The sequence below is a fragment of the Lysinibacillus sp. DFXJR4 genome (genome assembly GCF_057196045.1).
Genome location: NZ_JBXUNW010000013.1, coordinates 20,187 through 43,628, shown reverse-complemented (window position 1 = coordinate 43,628; position 23,442 = coordinate 20,187). Strand labels below are relative to the sequence as shown.

Here is a 23,442-nt window from a genome sequence, read left to right as displayed (position 1 = left end):
TATTTGTAATGGGAGATAATTAATGGGTTCAAAATATAAAAAAATAGTGTTAATTGGCTCAGGAAGTTTATTAATTAAATGTATAAAAGAACTAAAAGATTTTGATATACCAGTAACCGTTCTTAACTCAGATTCTTCAAACCTTTCTAAATTTGCAACTTTTAATTTTAACAATATAAAAATTATTGATTTAAATATAGAAGAAATATTTAAATATTTGAAGAATAAAGAAGAAAAAACAATAGTATTTTCAGTAGTTTTTAATCATATTATTCCAAAAGAAGTTGTTGAACAAACTAATCTTACAATTATAAACTATCACAATTCTTTATTACCTAATCATCGTGGAAGAAATGCAGAAGCGTGGTCTATTTTTCAACAGGACCAGTATACAGGAATTACATGGCATCTAGTAGATTCAGATATTGATACAGGAGATATAATAATTCAAAAGGAATTACAAATAGAAGAGAATATTACTTCAATAAAGTTACTTAAGAAACAAAGTGAATTAGCGTTTGAAGCTTTTCAAGAAATTTTACCGAAGGTGATAGAAGATAGTTTTATTTTGAAAAAAAATATTAAGTTAGAAGATACTTTACATCTATCTAATGAAATACCTAATAATGGGGTTTTGAATTTAGAGTGGAATATTGAAGAAATGAAAGCTTTTTTAAATTCTATGAATTATGGTGTATTAAATACTTTAGGAAAGCCTAAAGTAAAGCTTAATGGTGAGGTATATGAATGGGAGAAAGTTCGCTATTATGACACGGTAGAAAATGATCATTTTTACTATGATTATGGAAATATTTCTCTATCTATAATAAAAAATCAAAAAAAAATTAAATTAATAGGTTTACAAAAGTTATTATAAAAAGAGGTGTTACTTTGGAAACTATTCTAAAAATATTAAATGAGATAAAACCTGAGGTAGACTTTAATAATGAAGAAAATTTAATAGAGCAAGGGATTTTTGATTCTTTTGATATTATCGAAATCGTCTCCGAATTAGAAGAAGCTTTTGATATTAAAATTGATGCTCTGGATATTATTCCAGAAAACTTTTTGAATTTCGGAGCTATTGGTGATTTAGCTAAAAAAAGTGGTGCTAATATATGAAGGCTATTTTTTATAATAAGAAAGTATCTGGTATACTGGGAATAATACCTGAAAAAATTTCCTGCTTTGATGATGAAATTCAAAATTATAATTTTCCTGAAAAACAAACAAAACGATTGAAAAAAATTATGGGATTTGAAAAACATCGTTTAGTTAAAGAACAAACCTCTAGTTCAGACTTATGTTTAGTAGGAATCAATCATTTAATTAGTAAAAACCAGGTGAAAATAGAGGAAGTAGGGGCATTAATTGTAGTTACTTCAACTCCGGACTATCTTATGCCTCAAGTTAGTAGTATTATACATGGAGAAATTGGATTTCCTGAGGATGTAGTCTGTATGGATATAAATCAAGGGTGTACAGGCTTTGTTACTGGATTAATGCAAAGTTTTATGCTACTAGAATATATTCCAAAAAAGAAAATCTTATTATTCAATGTCGATGTATTAAGTAAAAAAGTATCTAAACATGATCGAAATAGTTACCCATTGATCGGTGATGCAGCTACTATTACAGTTATAGAAAATGCACCTTCAGCTAGTATCTATTATAATTTTTATAATGATGGTAAAGGTCGTGATGCTTTAATTATTCCGGCAGGAGGATCAAGATTAAAAAGTTCAGAAGCAACAGCAAAGCTTGAAGATTTAGAGAAAGATGGGAATTTACGTAGTTTAGATAATTTAAAAATGAATGGCTCAGAAGTTTTTTCTTTTGTACAAACAAAAGTTCCACCACTGATTGAAGAGATTTTGGAATATTCAAATCAAACTAAAGAAGATATTGATTGGTTTTTATTCCATCAACCTAATAAATTTATGCTAAAAAAACTGGCAGAAAAAATAGAGGTACCATATGAAAAAATGCCAATGAATTTGGTCGAAAATTATGGAAATTCTAGTGGGGCAACGATACCAATGACAATTATTCATAACTTTTCAAACAGTCTATTAAAAAATAAATTTAATTGCTGTTTAGCAGGATTTGGGTCAGGATTAAGTTGGGGAGCTATAACGATGGAGTTAGGAGAGTTAGATTTTTGTGAATTGCTTGACTCGAATTGCTAATACAAAGCTTTACACATTCCCTTTTCTTCCTATTTCCTCGAATATGTATATTCTTATTTCTGATGATGAGGCATTAATAATAGATCCTTGTAAAAATATGATGGCTTTACAGCTTATAAAAGAAAATGGAGTAAAAAAAGTTTTAATTTTTTTAACACATGAACATTATGATCATATTTCAGGAATTAATTGGTTAAAAGAAAATGTTGATTGTAAGGTATTTGCTCAAAAATTATGTGCTAATAATATTAAGGATATAAAAAAGAATTTGTCTAATCATTTCGGCGTACTAATGCAAATAGTATATGAAGTTGAAAGTGAAGTAACTTTTAGTCCTTATATATGTGAAGCAGATGTTGAATATGAAAATTATTATGAATTAGAATGGAAAGGTCATATTATTGAAATTATACATACACCAGGACATTCTGAGGGAAGTGTATGTATTTTCATAGATGAAGATAATGTTTTTGTAGGAGATAGTTTAATTAAGAAGAAGGTAATTACAAAATTGCCAGGCGGAAGTAAAAAAAGTTATAACGAAATAACATTACCATTTTTAAAGTCGTTACCTAATAATACAATGGTATTTCCAGGACATGGTGAACCTGATATATTAAAAAATTTTTTAAAATTGGTGTAATAAAGGTATTATATCAGTACAGGCATAACAAATGGGGATGGAGCAAACTTTTTAGAACATAAAGCTGTAAAAATACGAGACAGTTATTAAAGGAATGCCAAGCTATAGTGTGCAAAATATTTTTTATTTTTAAGCACATACCATTCTAATGGTGTGCACTTCTTAAAAATAAATAATTGTAAGATTAAAAAGTACTCTGTGGTAATTCCTTTTATTGTTAAATATAATATCGCGTTTTTTAGTTTTTTTATAACGGAGCTTTATTTGAAATGAGAGGATTAAAAAAATGATTTTTGTTACTCAACCTTTTTTACCACCTAAAGAAGAGTATGAAAAGTATATAACAAGTATTTGGGAATCAAAATGGCTTACAAATCAAGGTCCACTTGTACAACAATTAGAAAATGCGTTACAACAGTATTTGAATGTGCCAGAATTAAAATATGTAACAAATGGAACTATGTCATTGCAGTTGGCAATAAAGGCATTCAATTTAAAGGGTGAGATAATTACAACTCCTTTTTCATTTGTTGCAACAACAACAGCAATTACTTGGGAACAATGCACACCAATATATGTCGATATTTGCCCTAAAACTTTTTGTATTGATGCTAATAAAATTGAACAAGCAATTACTAATAAAACAACAGCAATTTTAGCAACTCATGTATATGGCATTCCTTGTAATGTGGAAAAAATTGAAGAAATAGCTAGAAAAAATAATTTAATAGTAATTTATGATGCTGCACATGCCTTTGGAGTTAGATATAAAAGGAAATCGTTGGTGAGTTATGGAGATTTATCAACATTGAGCTTTCACGCAACTAAGCTATATCATACAATTGAAGGTGGAGCTATTATAAATAATAGAGATTTTGAGCTTACTCAAAAAATAGATTCTTTAAGAAATTTTGGTTTTCAACAAGGAATACCTGTTTCGGAAGGAATAAATGCTAAAAACTCTGAATTTCATGCGGCTATGGGATTGTGTAATTTGTCCTACGTTGAAAAGATTATTTATGAGAGAAAGAGATTGACTCTAATTTATGACGACATATTATTAGAATTCGTAGAAAGACCTTACATTCCAAAGGATTGTGATTATAATTATGCTTATTATCCTATTATTTTAAAGGATGAACAAGAGTTATTAAAAGTAGAGCAAGCCTTATACAAGCAAAAAATATGTACAAGAAGATATTTTTACCCTAGTTTGAATACACTATCGTATATTAATAGTAATATGAAATGTGATATTTCCGAAAACATAGCTTCACGAATACTTTGTTTACCTTTGTATGTAGGATTAACTGAAGAACAAGTTAGGGAAATTGCAAAAATAATTAAAAATGTATGCAACTACGAGAAGTAATAATTTTGTAATAAAGGAAAAAGAAAAGAGGGAGCTAGAAATGAATATTTTAGTAACTGGTGGAGCTGGCTTTATTGGTTCAAATTTTATTCATTACATGATTAACAAATATCCTAGTTATAAGATTGTTAATTTAGACTTGCTCACGTATGCGGGAAACTTAGCTAATTTAAAAGAGGTAGAAAAGCACTCTAATTACACATTTATCCATGGGGATATTTGTAATCGTTCACTCGTAGAGGAATTATTTAATAAATATCAATTTGATGGTGTTATTCATTTTGCTGCAGAATCGCATGTAGATAATTCTATCAAAAATCCGAAAGCATTTGTTGATACAAATATTAATGGAACATTTATTTTACTTGATATTGCTCGTCAGACGTGGATGGATGCCCCATTTAAGGTGAAAGACTCATTTAAATATGCTCGGTTCCATCATATTTCAACAGATGAGGTGTATGGAACATTAGGGAAAGAGGGCTTTTTTACAGAACAAACTCCTTATGCACCTAATAGCCCGTATTCAGCAAGTAAGGCTTCTTCTGATATGTTAGTGCGAAGTTATTTTCATACATATGGAATGAATGTTGTTACTACAAACTGTTCGAATAATTATGGACCTTTACAGCACCAAGAAAAACTGATTCCAACAATTATTCGCAAGATAATTTCTGGCGAAAATATACCCATTTATGGTAATGGGGAAAATATCCGGGACTGGTTGTACGTAGAAGATCATTGTAGAGCAATTGATTTAGTCTTTCATAAAGGAGCAGTAGCTGAAACTTATTTGATTGGCGGCAATAATGAACGCACAAATATTGAGATTACAAATACTATTTGTGAAATACTTGATGAAAAATGTAATTATTTATTAGTAAAATATAACCTATCTACTTTTAAGCAATTGATTACATATGTGGAAGATCGGGCGGGACATGATTTTAGATATGCAATTGACCCGAGTAAAATTCAGCATGAATTAGGTTGGAAACTGCAATGTTCATTTGAAGAAGCGATGGAACACACAGTAGACAGTTATTTAAAAAAATAATAATTTTTAATGCGGGACGAGCTAATGATTAAGGGTCTCGCATTTTTAAGTTGTTCATCAATTGTTAAGAGATAGTGGTTTGTTTATTGGATGGGATTTTTTGTCCGGAATATTCTTTTTAAGGGAATTGAGTCAAATTTTTAAAATAGTTTTACTTTAAAGCATAATAGATAAAATTAAAATTATTGGAGGTTCGAGTATGGAAGAACAATATCATATTAGATTCGAGCACTCGAAAAATGGAGAAGTAAACTTAATTGTTAACAATGAATACTATTATAGCCGATATAATCCTAAGAAAGATGTGGACAAATTTATTTCCAATAAAATTGATAAGGATTGTCATCGATATATAATACTTGGGGTAGGATTAGGCTACCATATTGATAAATTACTGGAACAAGATAATAAAGAAATAATAGTGATTGAAACTGAGCTAGAGATATTTGAGTATGTAAAAAAATATGGGTATTTGGAAAAGTATTCATCAAATTCGCGTGTTAAATTTGCTACATCTTTTAAAGAAATAAAGTTTACAATTAATGATCGTTTAATTATTATTGCGGCTTGGAAAAGACATTTGTACAACCAAAAATTAAAGTTACTAGTAGAACAATTAGAATTCGAGTTTTCGAAAGGTTCCAATGAAGATGAAATGCTTAGTAATTTTAATATTAATTTAAAATCTACATGGTCTCCAATCAATAGGCTTCAAAATTTTTTAAATGGAAAAATGGCCATTTTAGTTTCAGCGGGACCAAATCTAGATGAACAAATTGATTTTTTAAAAAGAGCAAAAAATAGAGCATATATTTTATCAGTTAGTGCAGCGTATAAAACATTAAAAAAAAACAACATTATACCTGATGGAATTGTTGCTATTGATCAAAGAGTTGAATTTACTAGGCAACTAGATGGAAGCGCTGTTGAAATTCCATTGTTTTTATTGTCTACGGTTCACCCTAGTTTTACTAGCAATAATGCGAGAAAATTTTTATTGTTTCAAAAAGGGCTATCATTTGTTGAGGAATATACAAATATTAATGATTATCCGCTTATCGAATCTCATGGATCAGTTGCTACAGCAGGTTTAAGCTTATTACAGTATTTCAATGCTCTACAAATTATTTTTGTAGGTCAAGACTTAGCTGTGTATAAGAATAGAACGCATGCGGCAGATTCGTCATCAAATTATATTTTACCAACAGCTTCACATTATCAAACCTTAAGTAATAATGGTGAGCTAGTTCAAACCCAATTGCAGTGGCTTGTTTTTAAAAGACATATTGAAAAGATGATTCAACAAGTACCACATATAAAATATACTAATACATCTTATTTTGGCGCGGAAATTAATGGAGCCGAGTTTTGTGAATCAAATAAAATAACTTTTAAAGATATAATCTATAATTTTAACCTAGAATCCTAAAGTTAAAGTTTGAGGTTGCTTTTGTTTAATAACTTCTTGCCCATCATCAAAATGTTGCTTTACATATATATTTTAATAGAGTCACCATAATTTGAAGGAAAGGATTGAGGACGAAAAGTAATCATGAAAATATTATCACTTCATTCTTCAGTATGAAAGAATGAATTACTAACATATAGAGAACAAGTCGGGAAAAATCATAATGTGGTTGAAGAACACGATGCAACCGGCTGGATTGATTTCCCCTTACAAAATCATGAAAAATTACTAGATTCCATTAACTATGTCGCTAGTGAAATTAAAGTATGTGCAGATACTTGTCGTTATTGGTGTGGGTGGCTCTTTTTTAGGCGCCCGCACAATCTAAGAAGTGCTGAGGGACCCTATTTCGGTTTAGTTAAAGGCGGTATTTAGGTTGTTTATGTTGGACTTAAAATGAGCGGTGCTTATTATGAAAGAATTGCTTGCTTATTTAGATGGAAAGCTAGTATATGTCAATGTAATTTCGAAATTTGGCGGGACGATGGGCCCAGCACTTGCCTTTTGAGTGATGCGTTTGTATATGGAAGAGGGTTACGACAGTAAAGCGGTGGAGCGTATTATCGTTACTACAGATGTGGAAAAAGGTATTTTGAAAGATACAGACTTGTGTGATGAGTGAGGTGAACCCTTTCGATGCTTAATACCTGTACGAGAAGGGTTACGTGTATGTGTCTTTAGTGAAGTGGAGATTGTAGAGGAACAGTCTGCGTAGGAAGGTACTTTTCCGACTGCACCTTAGCCAAATCCTGAAGAGGCAGCAGCATTTACACTGGCGATGAAGCTAGGTGAAAAGGTTGGAGCAGATTTATTACTAGCAACTGATTCAGATACGATCGTTTAGGTGTGTAGGTCAAGCTACATTAGCAGATGTCACAACAGACAACTGAGGAGCTGCATTGCCAAAGGAAAATGTATGAAGTTTATTTTAGAGGGTTGCTCATGGATCGTTGTTCGTCCTTCAGGTACAGAGCCGAAATAAGCTTTATTTTGGAGTGGTCGATAAGACGAAAGATGCTGCACAGCATAAACTTGAACAGATGAAACGCTCTGTGTTGGTAATCCTGAAATAGTAGCAGAAACAATAATTTTGTAATTGATAAATGAGCACAATAATGAAGTCTAATTTTAACAATGTTTCATAAAAAACTGAAATTTTCTTTTTTTCGTCCGATTATACTAATAAGGAAATCTGTATTAGATTCAAGGAGGATGAAAAAATGCGTATTTCAGGAAATATAGATACAAGTGCAGTTACTTTCAATAAACCTATTTCTTCAGAAAAAGTAGTAAAGCAAGGAAGCGACACTACGATTCAAGATATTGCACCTACTACAGGCAATTTTGACGAAACAAAAGAAAAAGTGCAAGAAGTTGTTGTAAAAATGAATAAAATGCTTGAAGTTCATAATAACTCTTCTAAATTCGTATATCATGAAGGGTTAGAACGATATTATGTAACAGTAGTAGATCGTGAAACAGAAGAAGTAATGAAAGAGATTCCACCAAAAAAACTTCTTGATGCTTTTTATGAAATGCAAAAAATGCTTGGTATGATTGTAGATAAAAAAATATAAACGTAAATGGAGGAATTATTATGGTAATGCGAATTGGCGGACTAGCGTCTGGTATGGATATTGATGAGATAGTAAAAAAACTAATGTCTGCGGAAAGAGCACCGCTAAATAAGTTATTCCAGCAAAAGCAGAAGTACGAGTGGCAACGTGATGCATATCGAAGTGTAAATACAAAGTTGAAAACATTTGATACTTATGTTGCAGATAATTTTGTATTAAAAAACCTAATTTCTAAAACGGCTAGTAGCTCAAATTCTGACCTAGTATCAGCTACTGCAACAGGAAAAGCATCGGGATCACTTTCTATCGAAGGGGTTTCACAATTAGCATCTGCAGCTCGTGGTGTAGGTGATCAACAGATAAATGCAAACGGGTCTAGTAAAGTGAGTGACTTATTCAATGACGGTAGTACGATGCCTACAAAAATTGAATTAATGGCAATCGATTCAAGTGGAAAATTAGCTAGTAAAGCAACACCAATTGAAATAGATGCTGATACTACTATTAATCAATTAGTAAGTAAAATTAATTCTAGTAATGCTGGAGTTACTGCTATCTTTGAACAAGGTAAATTATCAATAACTGCTAAAAACACGGGATCAAATAAAGATGGCGGTGGTGAAATTCAAGTTACTGCTGGAGGAGAAGTTTTCGGTAAACTAGGGTTTTCAGCATTAGAAGGAGAAACAGCAGGAGTCCTAGCTTCGAATGGTAAAAATGCAATATTCCAAATGAACGGAATTGCGACTGAACGCTCATCAAATAGCTTTAGCATTAATGGATATAGTGTAACATTAAAAAATACATTTAATGCAGAGAATACAACTGCAGAAAGATATAATGCTGCATATTTAGAGTGGAAAAATACGAATAATGCTGCTTTTGATCAAAAAATTGATGATGCGCTTGCTGCATTTGAAACTGCTAAAAATTCATATGCTATAGCAGTAGACGCCACTAAAGATGCAAAAAATGGATTGTTTGGATCTATTGAAATTTCTACGAGTGATAAGTATGAATTTAATAAACTCAATAACCCTAAACTAGTTCGTAGTTTAGAAACAGAAGATTTCAATAAAATTAATAATAATACATTTAACACTAAAAAAGAGTATCAAGATTGGTTAAATAATCTACCTGAAAACGATACATTAAAAACAAAATTAAAAGATGCTAATGTTACGTTTGAACAGTATAAAGCAATGCAAAAATTAGGTGAAGAAAAGTTAAATAGTTTATCTACGCAAGCAATTTATGATTCAGTAGGTTTTAATGGGTTATCAACTGAAGAAAAAGATTTATTAAAGAATAATTTTAATTTCCCTTTAACAGAAGAAAATTTTAATGATCAAGTGAAAGCTTGGAAGGAATCCTTAGATCCAACTGAAAAAGCTTTAGGAGAAAAATTGTCGAAATTTAGTTCGACACAAAAGTCAAATCTACTACAGATTTCATCAAATGAATTTGATAAGATGATGACTTTAGCTAATGCAACCGCTGATGAAAAAGCTAAATTAACAGAAAAAAATAAAACCGAAAATGCACATAAATTATTAGTAGATCGTCAAAATAATGCATTAGCAGATTTCAAAGATGCCCATAAACAACAATTTGGGACAGAAGTTGATTTTAATGGTACTATTCCAGACAAAGTTACTACTCCACCTAGTACAGTTAGCCCAGTAACAATGACATCTACAACAAATGTTGATGATATGATGACGAAGATTAAAGAGTTTGTTAATACCTATAATGGTTTTATTATGGATTTAAATAACCAATTAAAACAACCTAAATATCGTGATTATACTCCTTTAACAAGTGAACAAAGAGAAAATATGTCTGAGAGCGATATTAAGCTTTGGGAAGAAAAGGCAATGAGTGGCTTACTTCGAAATGATACTATTATTCGAAATGGCTTATCAGATATGCGATCATTGGTTTACCAATCTAATCCAGGACTCCAAGATTCAAAATATAATTCTCTACTTAGTATTGGTATTACAACGACTAAAAATTATGGCGATGGCGGTACATTGGAAATCGATGAAAAAAAATTACGCGCCGCGTTAGAAGCAGATCCAGAAGCAGTGGAAAAACTCTTTAAAAATAGCGAAGGTAAAGAGAATGATATAGTTGATGGTAAAACTGTAGATACACGAGGCTATTTTGACAAACTTCGATTTGGATCAATGAAATCATTACAGGTTAATATTGAGAAAAAGGCTGGCCGCTCTACAATGACGGACGCTCAATATACAATAGGTAAAAATTTAATCGATACAGAAAGTCGTATTGATACATGGAAGAGTAAACTAAAAAGTATCGAATCTCGTTACTGGAAACAATTCACAGCCATGGAACAAGCAATTAATAGAGCAAATCAGCAATCTGGCATGTTCCAAGGTGGAGGTTTCTAACATAAGGTAGGAGAATTTTAATGCAGCAAACAAACCAACTTTTACAAGTATCAGCAAATTTATTCAAGCATTTAGGTGACATTCCAAAAGGTGAAGAGCGAGACGAATACATTGAGACAATTAACAGCCTGCTGGACAAACGTGGCACGATTATTCAAGATTTAATTCAGGAAGGCTTCCATTTTGATGAACAAAACCGCGTTCATCGGACGTTGCTTGAATTAGACAATGGGATTAAAGAGCGTTTGGCTGCTGTGATGGACGCTGTAAAACAAGATATGGCAAACCTACAGAAAACGAAAAAAAGTGAACAGCAATACTTCAATCCATATTCGAGTATTCGTGTGATGGATGGGATGTATTATGACAAAAAGAATTAACATTTACCTATTAGCTTTTCTTGGGAAAATGGTTTAAACTAGTAATTAAGTAACCTTTAAAAGGAGTTGTCCTTTATTGGCAGCAAATTTAACAGCGCAAAATGCATACAAACAAAATAGTGTGACCACTGCTTCCCCTGGTGAGCTGACATTAATGCTTTACAATGGATGCTTGAAATTTTTAGGTAAGGCTAAGCTTGCAATTAAAGAAAAGAATATTCAAGAAAAAAATAACAATCTTCAAAGAGCACAGGCCATTATTGCGGAGCTAATGTCTACATTAAATATGGACATTGACATTTCAAAGCAAATGCTCCCTCTTTACGAATATATAAATCATCGCTTAGTCGAAGCAAATATTCAAAACGATGTGGCGATTATTGAAGAGGTTGAAGGTTTGGTGACGGAATTCCGTGACACGTGGAAGGAAGTTATCCGCATTAATCGACAGCAGCAATTTGGTCAGGGAAACAACGGACAAATTTAGACAAACGAAGAGACCATCTATTGATGATGGTCTCTTTTCTTTATGCGAAAATCGCACAACAAAAATACACTAAGGGAAAGCCGATAAATAGGTGTCAATCCTCCTCCTCCTCTGAATTTACGCTTTGTTTTGGAACTCTTGAGGTACGAGCCTATGGTGAAATCATTTGGAGTCGAACTTTTGGTAAAGGCAAGCAATATGGTGTGAATTTCAATCATCAGGAAGCTGTTGAGGATTGATTATTGAAGAGTTGAAGTTGCGACGAAGACCCTAAGAGAAAGCATTAACAACTTGTTCTCCAATCCCATATGAATCATTAAAGTATAATGATTTAAGGATATCGAACTATCTATTACTGAACATTATACTAACCTCATTATGTAGTACGAAACTCCAAATAGGCTGTTACTTTCATTGTAAAAAAGGATAGAGACTCTCAAAAAATTGAGAGAACTCTTCCTTTTATCTTGGTCGTTTAACACCACCACGTCTTTTCATTTCAAAGCCATATAAATAATTTCTGGAACATTAATTCTTCCGTCTAGGCGAATTTCAATACCACCTAGCTTAAGGTGAACAGCTACATGGCTGTGATCCATTATTAGAGATTTATATCTAAGCTTTGACAATATATTTGATTAACCAAGGGTAGAAATATATAAGAAAAAAATGCTAGACTTATCGAAGAAAAATGTGGTGAATGTAATGATTAAGCATGAGATGAACAATTTTAAGTATAGATGATTAGTCAAGGTGAACCACTTATTATTAAGCGTTTATACAAGCGCGAGCTGTACCTATTTTGAATTTCTTACGAGGAGATAACGCATGTCAAAAAAACAGATCAACCCAAAATTAATTTCTGCATTAACAGGAAAAGAACTGGACTCCATTTCTCCGTCACCGGTAAACAAAGATTTAGGTGGGAAATATGTAAAAATGATTATAGATCGGAAATCAAAGATTACACCGATTTTTGGAAAAAATGAGATAATGATGAAATGTAAACGTTGCGGTCAAAAAGGAAAATATGATGTTGGTTTTATTTCTATTGATATTCCTGAAAAAAAGGAAGATATAGACAATACGATACGCCAAATGACCGGCTATTTTAGGTGTACTCATTGTAATGCTGGGGGAGAATGGGAAGATTCTAACGAAGTACTCATGCTATCTATCATGACTTTAATGGATCCTGATGAGTTTAGTGATCTTTGTCAAATAGGAAAAATGCAGCTCTACGACGGCACATCTCATCAATATGCTACAGATGGAGAGGAACATTTGTTACAAAAAATTGCGAAAGATCCGAATGATGGATTTATTTGGAATCGCTTAGGGAACCTTTATCAAAAAGGAGGGCGACCTGAATTAGCAATGGCTGCTTTTGAAAAATCAATCGAGATTGATCCTAAACAAATGGAGTCTCACTATTCGATTGGTACCCTTCTCTCTGAAGTTAATGACAATCAACAAGCTATGCATCATTTTCATCAGATGATGTTAACTGCTGAAGAATATAAGCAGATGGATGCCGAAAATTTAAGAGAGTTACTGTCATTTGGTCTCCATTCAGCGTTTGATATTTTTATTCATTCTAATGGGAAAATTCCATTATTCCCAACTACGGATGTTTTACTCTCATTTGGAAAAGAGTTAGACGGAGAGATTTATACATTGGATTTCGAAATTTATCCTGATGACTTAACTTCATTTTATCCAATTGCAGAGTCATTTATGGGAAAACGAGTAAATGAAATTCCAAAAAAGAAACGAATAAAAACAGCAGCGTCACTTTTTAAGGGAAAATCAAAGTAAAAATGTCATGCACCTTTTCCACATCCTTCTATAAATAATGGCTCAATTTTTAATGTTCATCCACTAGCAAACCTAGATGATATCACTGATATATACAAAATCTTATGATGGTAATCTAATATTTAGGATTTTTGTGGGGGACTCTTTTTCACTTAAAAAGAGAAAAAAGAATCTATTTCTTTAAGGTTCATCTATGGGGATAAACACTTGGTGAATTATCACTTGCTAAAAAAGGATTAGGATGAAGCGTTAATATACAGGAAGAACCTGCGTTTTGGCATGGCATGGATGAAATAGAACAAAAACGACAAGATTATAATGACTTTACAAATTTCGACAAGACAAGGAAATCATCTATAATAAGGTGAGCTTAAGAAGCCGGGATATTGTTGCATACACGTTCGTGCTGACCGTACGTTTCGCAGTAAAATGTGTGCGATCGTATTCTTCACGTTCATGCGGTATGCTAGGCATGAATAGCCACAGTATTCTTACTCATTTAGATCTTTGCTCGGATTATACGTAGTCGTAAAATTGGGTCTAAAAACATTACAATATGTTACTAATTCCCTCTAGATGTAAAACATGCATCGTGTCATAATCAAGCTAACTATATGTTTTGAATAATATTGGGGTGGGAATATGATATTTAAGCGTCAAGAAGGTTTTCGCTTTAAATTCGAAGAACCGGTTACAATGACTTTTGCTATATACGAGGATGGTAGGGTCAATCAAGAGCAAACAGCTATGGCTGAGTTGCTTGATATTAGTCCGCGCGGTTTAAAGATGTTTACTGAGGTGGATTTGGGCGTTAATCCTCCTCCTTTAGATCTCCGCTTTGTGCTTGATACAAGAGAGGTGCGGGCTTATGGAGAAATCATTTGGAGTCGCCCTTTTGGGACAGGTAAGCAATATGGTGTGTTTTTCAATAATCAAGGGGCAGTTGAGGATTTGATTGTCGAAGAATTAAAATTGCGTCGAAAAAAAGAAGCGGCTGAGGCAAAAATTAAAAATAATTCGTAAATTTTTTGTGAAAAAAAGAATTAATTTAGAGGTATTCCATACACTTGTGTAGAATTAATATAGTATAGCAGTTATAAAGGAGGAGTTTACATGTTAAACTTTAACATTCGTGGTGAAAATATTGAGGTAACTCCAGCTATTCGAGAGTATGTAGAGAACAAAATCGACAAAGTTGAACGTTATTTTAACGAAGATGTTAACGCCAACGCTAACGTAAATTTAAAGGTTTATAATGACAAACAAACTAAAGTGGAAGTTACTATTCCAATGAAAAATTTAACTCTTCGTGCAGAAGAGCGTCATAATGATATGTATGCTGCGGTTGATTTAATCGTTGATAAATTAGAACGACAAATTCGTAAGCATAAAACAAAGGTAAACCGTAAATTCCGTGAGCGCGAGGGTGCAGGCCTTTATTTTGCTACTACACAAGCAGCTGTAGATGCAGTACCAGAGGAAGAAGAATACTCAATTGTTCGTACAAAGCAATTTGATTTAAAACCGATGGATCAAGAAGAAGCTGTACTACAAATGAATATGCTAGGTCATGATTTCTACGTCTTTACAGATGCAGAATCAAATGGCACAAATATTGTCTATAAACGCAAGGACGGTAAATACGGCTTAATCGAAACAACTTAACCTCACAAGATAGGAGCTCTCGCTATAGCGGGAGCTTTTTATTTTAGTCTACAATCCCTATTCGAATATGGATAACAGCTTTACTAACTAGGGAGACTGTTTGCATGAAACTGTTACACAATGGTAAAATGAAATTTGAGACTATATAGGAAGTGAAAAAATTCATGGCAAACCTATTAAATAAATTATTTGATTTCAATAAACGTGATTTGAAAAAATTAGAAAAAATCGCTGACCAGGTAGAGAGCTTTGCTTCTCAAATGGAACAGCTTTCAGATGATCAATTACAAGCAAAAACGGAAGAATTTAAAAAACGCTTTGCCGATGGAGAGAAGTTAGAGTCGATTCGTGCGGAGGCTTTTGCGGTTTGTCGCGAAGCGTCGAAGCGTGTATTAGAGATGTACCCATTCCGCGTTCAAATTATGGGTGCTGCTGCACTTGATGAAGGGAATATTGCGGAAATGAAAACTGGTGAAGGGAAAACATTAACAGCTACAATGGCTGTTTATTTGAATGCCCTTACCAGTAAAGGTGTACACGTTGTCACTGTCAATGAATATTTAGCAAGCCGTGATGCTGCCGAAATGGGGGAGCTCTATAACTTCTTAGGCTTAACGGTTGGTTTAAACTTAAACAGCCTATCAAAAGAAGAGAAACGTGCGGCCTATGAAGCGGATATAACATATAGCACTAACAATGAGCTGGGCTTTGATTATTTACGTGATAATATGGTGCTCTATAAAGAGGAACGTGTACAACGTCCACTTCATTATGCGGTTATCGATGAGGTAGACTCGATTTTAATCGATGAAGCGCGTACACCATTGATTATTTCGGGGCAAGCGGGGAAATCAGCACAGCTTTATAAACAGTCGAATGCATTTGTTCGTATGTTAAATGCTGAAACGGATTACACATATGAGGAATCGACAAAAGGTGTAACGTTAACAGATGCTGGTGTTGAAAAAGCAGAGAAGGCATTTGGCATTGACAATTTATTTGATTTAACACATGTTCGTTTAAACCATGCCATTAATCAATCGTTAAAGGCACACGTAAGTATGCATAATGATGTGGATTATGTTGTCCAGGATGGCGAAATTATCATTGTTGATGGCTTTACAGGCCGTTTAATGAAAGGACGTCGCTATTCTGATGGACTACACCAAGCGATTGAGGCGAAGGAAGGCGTAGAGATTCAAAATGAGTCGATGACAATGGCGACAATCACCTTCCAAAACTACTTCCGTATGTACCAAAAGCTTTCAGGGATGACAGGTACAGCGAAAACAGAGGAAGAGGAATTCCGTAATATTTACAATATGAATGTTATAGCTATTCCAACGAATAAACCGATTGCTCGTGATGACCGTCCAGACTTAATTTTTGCTTCCATGGAAGGGAAATATAAAGCGGTGGCTGCAGATATTGCAGAACGCCATCAAGCTGGACAACCTGTTTTAGTTGGTACAGTTGCGATTGAAACATCTGAAATTATTTCGAAATTATTGGATAAACATAAAATTCCTCATAATGTTTTAAATGCGAAAAACCATGAACGTGAAGCAGAAATCATTGCGAATGCTGGTACGAAGGGTGCAGTGACAATTGCCACGAATATGGCAGGTCGTGGTACGGATATTAAACCAGGAGAAGGCGTGTTGGAGCTTGGCGGCTTAGCCGTTATTGGTACAGAGCGTCATGAATCTCGTCGTATTGATAATCAGCTTCGTGGTCGTTCTGGGCGTCAGGGGAATCCAGGGGTTACACAATTTTATCTGTCATTAGAAGATGAACTGATGCGTCGTTTCGGCTCTGATAATATGAAATCCATGATGATGCGACTTGGGATGGATGATTCACAGCCGTTGCAATCCAAGGTTGTGTCGAAGGCAGTCGAATCTGCTCAAAAACGTGTAGAAGGCAATAACTTTGATGCCCGTAAACGTTTATTACAGTATGATGATGTTTTACGTCAACAGCGTGAGATTATTTATAAAGAGCGTTATGATGTACTCGAAACAGAAAATATGCGTGAGCTTGTTGAGTCTATGATTCAAGAGACAATTGACAATGTAGTTGGTATGTTTACCCAAGGTGAGCAAAAGGATTGGAACTTAAAAGCCATTGAGGATTTTGTTGCTGCAAACTTACTCGATGAAGGTGTTCTAAAGGCAGAAGATTTCCAAGGTAAAACTGCAGAGGATATTAATCAAATGATTTCAGATGCAGTACATGTACGTTATGATGAAAAAGAGACAGATCTTACACCAGAGCGCATGCGTGAATTTGAAAAGGTTATTTTATTACGTTCAATTGATACGAAATGGATTGATCATATTGATGCAATGGATCAGTTACGTCAAGGTATCCATCTTCGTGCATATGGTCAAAATGATCCGCTTCGTGAGTATCAGCAAGAGGGCTTTGCTATGTTTGAGGATATGGTAGCTTCGATCCGAGAAGATGTAGCAAAATATGCGATGAAGGCAGAAATCCACAATAATTTAGAGCGTGAAGAAGTTGCTAAAGGTCAAGCTGTTAATCCGAAAGAGGAAGGCGGTTCAGCTCCTAAAAAGCAACCAGTTCGTAAGGCAGAAAATATTGGACGTAATGATTTATGCCCATGCGGAAGCGGTAAGAAATTTAAAAACTGCCATGGTGCAGCTCAATAATCACTTAAAAAAAGATCATTTTAGCCACGTGTTAAAATGATCTTTTTCTATATTTAAAAATAGATAATGAAGGAAAATAAGTAGAAAAAAGTCAGAATTCATAGACAATTGAAATATATGGGTATACAATAGCTGTAAATCAATAGGGATTTAGTTCAACAAAAAAATACTTTTTATCTCCTTATTCTATTTTTTATAAGTAAAATTAACTGTTCGGATTATTAAATGAGTGTATTAAGTTCTAGTGGTATTAACAGAGGAAGTTTCCCTCGTCACGATTTGTTTGAACAAGCTTTCTTTGAAGTAAAGGGGGTGGTGTTGTGTGGATACAAAAATCCTCGAGTAAACAGTCTGGAGGACCTCCTCGAGGATGTACATTGGGGTATACCAATATATATTTAGTATATTCCTTTTTACTGCTGAATATAAACATAAATTTCATAAGGGGGAATATCGATGCATAAAGAGAACATTATGAGAAGTGAAACGATGCTGTATATGCCTGTGTATGATGCCTTTGGAAACTTGTGTACACGTGTAATAGAAAGGGATAATCAATTTATATCGAAATTACCACCAACAAAATTGATGGACTTTAATTTACGTTATTTTGGCTCTAGTTTAAGAGGAGCTTTTGATGGCTCCAAAATGATTCTTGGCAAGCTCAATAAGAATCCAATCATTGTTCATGAGCAAAGTAATAATGTCTGGTTTCCAAGTAGGTCATATCGGCGACCAGAATGTATGTGGTTTGCTGTTCATCATATTGAGGATTATCAAGCATTAGATAAAAAGAACACAAAAGTGTTTTTTATGGATGGTAATGTTTTTGATGTAGACATTAGTGTGAATGTATTTGAATACCGAATTCAAAGAGCCTTTTTATTAAAATATAAACTGGAGAATCGTACTAAGCACTTACAGGTTCAATATGATCCAGTAAAAGCCTTTCAACGTATGACAACCTTCAGTCCTTTGTGTGAGAATGAAGTTCAATTTGAATAGCATCATACCCTGATTCTAAAAAAGTATGTTTTCCGACGTAAAAACGTTATAATAATAAGATACGGGGCTAGAGCAATGGCACTTTTGATTACATTTTCAAAGATAGCCTCATTAATTATGTTCGGAGGATTTAACAATGATTGAATTAGCAGATGTACGTAACGCGTTAGACATTTCAGCCAAAAAACTGGCGGATTTCAGGGGGTCTCTTTGACTTAGAAAACAAAGAGGCACGTATTCAGGAATTAGATGAAATGATGCTTGAGCCAGGATTTTGGGATGACCAACAAGCTGCGCAAGTTGTCATTAATGAAGGAAATGGCTTAAAAGCAATTGTCAATGAATATAAAGATTTAGTAGAAACACATGAAAATTTAGATATGACGCTAGAGCTTTTACGTGAAGAGCCAGATGAAGATTTGCAAGAGGAGCTAGGCAAAGAGCTAGTAGAATTCCAGCAAAAAATAGGTGATTTTGAGCTACAGCTGTTGTTGAGTGGCCCTTATGATCAAAATAATGCGATTTTGGAGCTTCATCCAGGGGCAGGAGGAACAGAGTCTCAGGACTGGGGATCTATGCTTCTTCGCATGTACACACGTTGGGCAGAAAAACGTGGCTTTAAAGTTGAAACAGTGGATTATTTACCAGGTGATGAGGCAGGTATTAAATCAGTAACATTGTCCATTAAAGGGCATAATGCATATGGATATTTACAGGCTGAAAAAGGAGTCCATCGTCTGGTGCGAATCTCTCCATTCGATTCTTCAGGTCGTCGCCATACATCTTTTGTGTCTTGCGATGTTATGCCTGAATTCGATGACAATATTGAAATCGATATTCGTACAGAGGATTTAAAGATTGATACGTATCGTGCAACAGGTGCAGGTGGTCAACATATTAATACAACAGACTCAGCTGTCCGTATTACTCACATCCCGACTGGTACAATTGTACAATGTCAGGCTGAGCGCTCACAAATTAAAAACCGTGAAAAAGCGATGACAATGTTAAAAGGAAAATTATATCAATTAGAGCTAGATAAACAACAGGAACAGCTAAATGAAATTCGTGGTGAGCAGAAAGAAATCGGCTGGGGCTCACAAATTCGCTCATATGTATTCCATCCATATTCAATGGTGAAGGATCATCGTACAAATGAAGAAACAGGCAATGTTGGAGCAGTGATGGATGGCGATTTAGATCCATTCATTAATGCATACTTACGTTCGAAAATTGGCTAATCAATTCCCTTCAAGGGCACAGAAACTTTGTGCACCTGAAGGGAATTTTTTTATCTTCATTCATCAAATATTTTTGTATTGAAAGCATAGCGGTAGCGGGGGATACAGAAGACTCCTACCTCTATGTGAATGCAGTTTTGGTTTCTTTTCAAGTGGTGTCCAAACACCTACTGAAATTAAATCAGAAAGGCGGATGATATGGGGCATCATGACTAATGCTCTTTCGTTCATTCATGTAATGCTTATAGAGCATGGATGCATTGACAAATTGTTTACTGATAGAAGCATATTGAATAGGTAATTCTATTTGTTTATCGTTTTTAAGCGTGATAATACAGCCTAATTTACTCGGTATAATATTCGAAATGGCGTGAAGTCCAATCCAAATATTATGGATGGAGTTCGGAGAATAAGTTGGTAAAAAGATACATGGGAAACCATAATCAAAGGCTACTACGATTGGTAGTTTATGTTGATTGCCAAAAAAGCGTTTAGCGGAATATTTTGCAGCCTCATAGGTTGTCCCAAGCGAGATACAGGATTTTCGTAGAATGTGCATAGGTTTACGAGTAACGATAAGCTCATTATGTTTATCAATAACCCTTGTGAAGATTTTTGCCCCATGGTGGATAGGTTCCAGTAAATAGGTGTTGAAAGAGATTAAATATCCATTGACATAATTTGTTTGCATAAATGGTGTTCCTCCTTTTCTCTTAATAGCTGTAGTGTAGAGGATAAACTCAAATATTGATAATATAGATAAAATGTAAAACCTATTGATAAATGAAGAAAACATGTAGAGAATTTGCTTCAAATGAACAGAGATTAATGACTAATCCAAGTTATTTTCAGTTCTTATGCATTGCATTTTAAATTCAATTTTCATATAATTTAGAAAAGGATCGAGGTGAGATCGTTGGATAAATATTATTCGTATACAGATTTTCTAAAAGCCGTGGGTCAGTCAAAGAAAGTTGATGAGGCAGAGAAATTATTGAACGAGATTTATTTGGATTTATTTTTAAATCATATCCAGCGTATGCATCGTGAAGAGCAGCTCATGGTTCTGATAGATAGAGCACTCGATGAAAAAGATGAAAAGGCATTTCATCTATACGCACATGAACTAACAGTATTACGCCAAGCAGCAAGTGAATAATATGACGAGCCCGCCCTCCTGAAAATTGGAGGGCGGGATTTTTTTGCGTATAAGTTAGTAAAAGAATTAACTCGTTATTGTATGAGGGGAATCTGTTTAGCTGAAAGGGCTTGAAAACTTGATGAAGCGGCTATTATAAGAGTATAAAGGTATTCCATAATTTACTTGAAGGATTCATAACAATATTGTTATTTTATCGAAAGAGAAAAGAATTTACAAACATTCGTTCGTTAAATGTTCGAAATTTTAGTGCTGCTATGCTAAAATAAATGTACAAATTGGAAGGAAAGGACGGGGGCGTGTGTGCAAGTATTTGATTTACAAGCGCCATATCAGCCTAATGGGGATCAACCACAGGCAATCGCAGAATTAGTGGAGGGTGTACGTGCGGGGAAACGTCATCAAACATTACTTGGTGCAACAGGAACAGGAAAAACGTTTACTATCTCTAACGTTATTCAGCAGATTAAAAAACCGACACTGATTATGGCACACAATAAAACACTGGCAGGTCAATTGTATAGTGAATTTAAAGAATTCTTCCCGAATAATGCTGTAGAATACTTTGTCAGCTATTATGATTATTATCAGCCAGAGGCCTATGTTCCACAAACTGATACTTATATTGAAAAAGATTCAAGTATCAATGATGAAATCGATAAATTACGTCACTCTGCCACATCTGCATTATTTGAGCGTGATGATGTTATTATTATTGCTTCTGTATCCTGTATTTATGGTTTAGGTTCTCCAGAGGAATATCGTGAAATGGTGGTATCGATTCGGACAGGCATGGAAATTGAACGCAATCAGCTACTACGCAAGCTAGTAGATGTTCAATATGAACGCAATGATGTTAGCTTTACTCGCGGAACGTTCCGAGTACGTGGAGATGTGGTGGAAATATTCCCAGCATCCCGTGATGAGCATTGTATTCGTGTGGAGTTTTTCGGTGATGAAATCGACCGTATTCGTGAAGTGGATGCGTTAACAGGGGAGATTTTATCAGATCGAGATCATGTCGCTATTTTCCCAGCATCCCACTTCGTTACACGAGAAGAAAAAATGCGGAAAGCCATTGAAAATATTGAAAAAGAGTTAGAAGAACGTCTAGCGCTTTTACGTGCCGAGGATAAATTATTAGAGGCTCAGCGTTTAGAGCAACGCACTCGCTATGATTTAGAAATGATGCGTGAAATGGGCTTTTGCTCAGGAATCGAAAATTATTCACGTCACCTAACATTACGTGAGTCAGGGGCGACTCCTTATACCCTGCTCGATTATTTTCCAGATGATTTTTTACTGGTTGTTGACGAAAGTCACGTTACACTGCCACAAGTTCGGGGAATGTACAATGGTGACCAGGCACGTAAAGGTGTGTTAGTCGAGCATGGCTTCCGTTTGCCGTCAGCGCTTGATAATCGCCCATTACGTTTTGAGGAATATGAAAAACGAGTTCATCAAGCTATTTATGTATCGGCAACACCTGGTCCCTATGAGCTTGAACATTCTCCAGAAATGGTGGAACAAATTATACGTCCAACTGGGCTGCTAGATCCGCTAATTGATGTGCGATCAATTGAAGGACAAATTGACGATTTGATTGATGAAATTCAAGACCGCATTTCGCATGATGAACGAGTACTTGTAACAACCTTAACGAAAAAAATGTCAGAGGATTTAACAGCCTATTTGAAGGAAATGGGTTTAAAGGTGGAATATCTGCATTCAGAAATTAAGACGCTCGAGCGTATTGAAATTATTCGTGAGCTTCGTAAAGGGACTTATGATGTGTTAATTGGTATTAACCTTTTAAGAGAGGGGCTAGATATTCCGGAGGTGTCACTAGTAGCAATTTTAGATGCTGACAAGGAAGGATTTTTACGCTCAGAACGTTCATTAATTCAAACGATTGGACGTGCTGCACGAAATGCCAATGGTCATGTTATTATGTACGCTGACAATATAACAGACTCTATGAAAAAGGCGATTGAGGAAACGAAGCGTCGTCGAACATTACAGATGGCGTATAACGAAGAACATGGTATTACACCGAAAACGATTGTAAAGAAAATACCTGATGTGATACGTGCGACACAAGTTGCCGAAGAAGAGGAATCCTATGTAACAAAGGCAACAAAAGGTAAAAAGCTGACAAAGGTGGAGAAGGAGCAATTATTAGCTTCACTAGAAGTAGAAATGAAGGAAGCAGCAAAAGCCCTGGATTTCGAGCGTGCTGCAGAGCTTCGCGATACAATATTTGAATTGAAGGCAGAAGGGTGAATG

At 34.4% G+C, this 23,442-nt stretch carries 23 protein-coding genes; 22 read left to right on the top strand and 1 reads right to left on the bottom strand.

The genetic code is table 11. From position 1 onward, the window contains the following. Window positions 1-22: 22 nt before the first annotated feature. The 20 genes from AC2CGN_RS19535 to prfB all read left to right on the top strand — a co-directional run bounded on the left by AC2CGN_RS19535 (window position 23) and on the right by prfB (window position 19,997). The gene (locus AC2CGN_RS19535; protein WP_484515719.1) at window positions 23-877 is read left to right on the top strand and encodes a formyl transferase; all 855 of its coding nucleotides are present in this window, start codon (window positions 23-25) and stop codon (window positions 875-877) included. A gap of 14 nt (window positions 878-891) precedes the next feature. Then, window positions 892-1,122, top strand: coding sequence for a phosphopantetheine-binding protein (locus AC2CGN_RS19530; protein ID WP_484515717.1), 231 nt, complete (start codon window positions 892-894; stop codon window positions 1,120-1,122). Then, window positions 1,119-2,189 carry a 3-oxoacyl-ACP synthase III family protein gene (locus AC2CGN_RS19525; protein WP_484515715.1) on the top strand — a complete coding sequence of 357 codons (1,071 nt, stop codon included), beginning with the start codon at window positions 1,119-1,121 and terminating at the stop codon, window positions 2,187-2,189. Before AC2CGN_RS19530 ends, AC2CGN_RS19525 begins: the two co-directional genes overlap by 4 nt. Then, window positions 2,173-2,832 carry an MBL fold metallo-hydrolase gene (locus AC2CGN_RS19520; protein ID WP_484515713.1) on the top strand — a complete coding sequence of 220 codons (660 nt, stop codon included), beginning with the start codon at window positions 2,173-2,175 and terminating at the stop codon, window positions 2,830-2,832. Before AC2CGN_RS19525 ends, AC2CGN_RS19520 begins: the two co-directional genes overlap by 17 nt. Before the next feature lie 286 nt (window positions 2,833-3,118). Next, on the top strand, window positions 3,119-4,204 hold the full coding sequence (locus tag AC2CGN_RS19515) for a DegT/DnrJ/EryC1/StrS family aminotransferase (protein WP_484515711.1): 1,086 nt from the start codon (window positions 3,119-3,121) through the stop codon (window positions 4,202-4,204). A gap of 40 nt (window positions 4,205-4,244) precedes the next feature. Next, the gene (gene rfbB, locus AC2CGN_RS19510; protein WP_484515709.1) at window positions 4,245-5,261 is read left to right on the top strand and encodes a dTDP-glucose 4,6-dehydratase; all 1,017 of its coding nucleotides are present in this window, start codon (window positions 4,245-4,247) and stop codon (window positions 5,259-5,261) included. 199 nt (window positions 5,262-5,460) lie between these two features. Continuing rightward, entirely contained in the window at window positions 5,461-6,690 is a 1,230-nt protein-coding gene (locus tag AC2CGN_RS19505; RefSeq protein WP_484515707.1) for a motility associated factor glycosyltransferase family protein, read from the top strand. 204 nt (window positions 6,691-6,894) lie between these two features. Further along, window positions 6,895-7,104 (top strand): hypothetical protein, encoded by a 210-nt coding sequence (locus AC2CGN_RS19500; RefSeq protein WP_484515705.1) that lies wholly within the window; start codon window positions 6,895-6,897, stop codon window positions 7,102-7,104. A 469-nt stretch (window positions 7,105-7,573) separates the two neighbouring features. Beyond that, window positions 7,574-7,711, top strand: a complete 138-nt coding sequence (locus AC2CGN_RS19495) for a hypothetical protein (RefSeq protein ID WP_484515703.1) — start codon at window positions 7,574-7,576, stop codon at window positions 7,709-7,711. Window positions 7,712-7,949: 238 nt separating this feature from the next. Further along, entirely contained in the window at window positions 7,950-8,306 is a 357-nt protein-coding gene (locus AC2CGN_RS19490; RefSeq protein ID WP_484515701.1) for a flagellar protein FlaG, read from the top strand. Window positions 8,307-8,326: 20 nt separating this feature from the next. Beyond that, on the top strand, window positions 8,327-10,726 hold the full coding sequence (gene fliD / locus AC2CGN_RS19485) for a flagellar filament capping protein FliD (protein WP_484515699.1): 2,400 nt from the start codon (window positions 8,327-8,329) through the stop codon (window positions 10,724-10,726). 20 nt (window positions 10,727-10,746) lie between these two features. Then, entirely contained in the window at window positions 10,747-11,106 is a 360-nt protein-coding gene (fliT, locus tag AC2CGN_RS19480) for a flagellar protein FliT (RefSeq protein ID WP_484515697.1), read from the top strand. A 76-nt stretch (window positions 11,107-11,182) separates the two neighbouring features. Next, entirely contained in the window at window positions 11,183-11,593 is a 411-nt protein-coding gene (fliS, locus tag AC2CGN_RS19475) for a flagellar export chaperone FliS (protein ID WP_484515695.1), read from the top strand. A gap of 23 nt (window positions 11,594-11,616) precedes the next feature. Next, the gene (locus tag AC2CGN_RS19470; RefSeq protein ID WP_484515693.1) at window positions 11,617-11,832 is read left to right on the top strand and encodes a hypothetical protein; all 216 of its coding nucleotides are present in this window, start codon (window positions 11,617-11,619) and stop codon (window positions 11,830-11,832) included. A gap of 589 nt (window positions 11,833-12,421) precedes the next feature. Next, a complete protein-coding gene (locus AC2CGN_RS19465; protein ID WP_484515691.1) occupies window positions 12,422-13,411 on the top strand; it encodes a tetratricopeptide repeat protein in 990 nt (329 codons plus the stop codon). A gap of 642 nt (window positions 13,412-14,053) precedes the next feature. Next, window positions 14,054-14,434 (top strand): PilZ domain-containing protein, encoded by a 381-nt coding sequence (locus AC2CGN_RS19460; protein WP_283870847.1) that lies wholly within the window; start codon window positions 14,054-14,056, stop codon window positions 14,432-14,434. Between the two features lie 90 nt (window positions 14,435-14,524). Continuing rightward, on the top strand, window positions 14,525-15,076 hold the full coding sequence (gene hpf / locus AC2CGN_RS19455) for a ribosome hibernation-promoting factor, HPF/YfiA family (RefSeq protein ID WP_286925724.1): 552 nt from the start codon (window positions 14,525-14,527) through the stop codon (window positions 15,074-15,076). A gap of 164 nt (window positions 15,077-15,240) precedes the next feature. Then, complete coding sequence (gene secA / locus AC2CGN_RS19450; RefSeq protein ID WP_429980393.1) at window positions 15,241-17,751, top strand: preprotein translocase subunit SecA; 2,511 nt, start codon at window positions 15,241-15,243, stop codon at window positions 17,749-17,751. A gap of 456 nt (window positions 17,752-18,207) precedes the next feature. After that, entirely contained in the window at window positions 18,208-18,756 is a 549-nt protein-coding gene (locus AC2CGN_RS19445) for a competence protein ComK (protein WP_429980394.1), read from the top strand. 136 nt (window positions 18,757-18,892) lie between these two features. Further along, window positions 18,893-19,997 (top strand): peptide chain release factor 2 gene (gene prfB, locus AC2CGN_RS19440; RefSeq protein WP_484515688.1). Its coding sequence is split into 2 segments (ribosomal slippage): window positions 18,893-18,967 and window positions 18,969-19,997, totalling 1,104 coding nucleotides; the frame shifts between segments, so codons are not numbered across the junction. A gap of 181 nt (window positions 19,998-20,178) precedes the next feature. On the opposite strand, the gene AC2CGN_RS19435 is transcribed toward prfB, so the two are convergent. After that, entirely contained in the window at window positions 20,179-20,688 is a 510-nt protein-coding gene (locus tag AC2CGN_RS19435; RefSeq protein ID WP_484515686.1) for a competence protein ComK, read from the bottom strand. A 225-nt stretch (window positions 20,689-20,913) separates the two neighbouring features. Here AC2CGN_RS19435 and AC2CGN_RS19430 point away from each other — a divergent pair, with 225 nt between their 5' ends. Together AC2CGN_RS19430 and uvrB are read left to right on the top strand one after the other, a co-directional pair. Next, window positions 20,914-21,156, top strand: coding sequence for an IDEAL domain-containing protein (locus AC2CGN_RS19430; protein ID WP_054770144.1), 243 nt, complete (start codon window positions 20,914-20,916; stop codon window positions 21,154-21,156). Window positions 21,157-21,459: 303 nt separating this feature from the next. Further along, window positions 21,460-23,439 carry an excinuclease ABC subunit UvrB gene (uvrB, locus tag AC2CGN_RS19425; RefSeq protein ID WP_484515684.1) on the top strand — a complete coding sequence of 660 codons (1,980 nt, stop codon included), beginning with the start codon at window positions 21,460-21,462 and terminating at the stop codon, window positions 23,437-23,439. Window positions 23,440-23,442 lie beyond the last annotated feature (3 nt).

Coding starts and splice junctions, on each gene's coding strand:
- AC2CGN_RS19505 (WP_484515707.1), top strand. CDS start 5,461: ATGGAAGAACAATATCATATTAGATTCGAGCACTCGAAAAATGGAGAA.
- AC2CGN_RS19535 (WP_484515719.1), top strand. CDS start 23: ATGGGTTCAAAATATAAAAAAATAGTGTTAATTGGCTCAGGAAGTTTA.
- rfbB (WP_484515709.1), top strand. CDS start 4,245: ATGAATATTTTAGTAACTGGTGGAGCTGGCTTTATTGGTTCAAATTTT.
- AC2CGN_RS19435 (WP_484515686.1), bottom strand. CDS start 20,688: ATGCAAACAAATTATGTCAATGGATATTTAATCTCTTTCAACACCTAT.
- hpf (WP_286925724.1), top strand. CDS start 14,525: ATGTTAAACTTTAACATTCGTGGTGAAAATATTGAGGTAACTCCAGCT.
- AC2CGN_RS19470 (WP_484515693.1), top strand. CDS start 11,617: ATGATGGTCTCTTTTCTTTATGCGAAAATCGCACAACAAAAATACACT.
- AC2CGN_RS19515 (WP_484515711.1), top strand. CDS start 3,119: ATGATTTTTGTTACTCAACCTTTTTTACCACCTAAAGAAGAGTATGAA.
- AC2CGN_RS19490 (WP_484515701.1), top strand. CDS start 7,950: ATGCGTATTTCAGGAAATATAGATACAAGTGCAGTTACTTTCAATAAA.
- AC2CGN_RS19445 (WP_429980394.1), top strand. CDS start 18,208: ATGCATAAAGAGAACATTATGAGAAGTGAAACGATGCTGTATATGCCT.
- AC2CGN_RS19465 (WP_484515691.1), top strand. CDS start 12,422: ATGTCAAAAAAACAGATCAACCCAAAATTAATTTCTGCATTAACAGGA.
- fliT (WP_484515697.1), top strand. CDS start 10,747: ATGCAGCAAACAAACCAACTTTTACAAGTATCAGCAAATTTATTCAAG.
- AC2CGN_RS19460 (WP_283870847.1), top strand. CDS start 14,054: ATGATATTTAAGCGTCAAGAAGGTTTTCGCTTTAAATTCGAAGAACCG.
- fliD (WP_484515699.1), top strand. CDS start 8,327: ATGGTAATGCGAATTGGCGGACTAGCGTCTGGTATGGATATTGATGAG.
- secA (WP_429980393.1), top strand. CDS start 15,241: ATGGCAAACCTATTAAATAAATTATTTGATTTCAATAAACGTGATTTG.
- AC2CGN_RS19525 (WP_484515715.1), top strand. CDS start 1,119: ATGAAGGCTATTTTTTATAATAAGAAAGTATCTGGTATACTGGGAATA.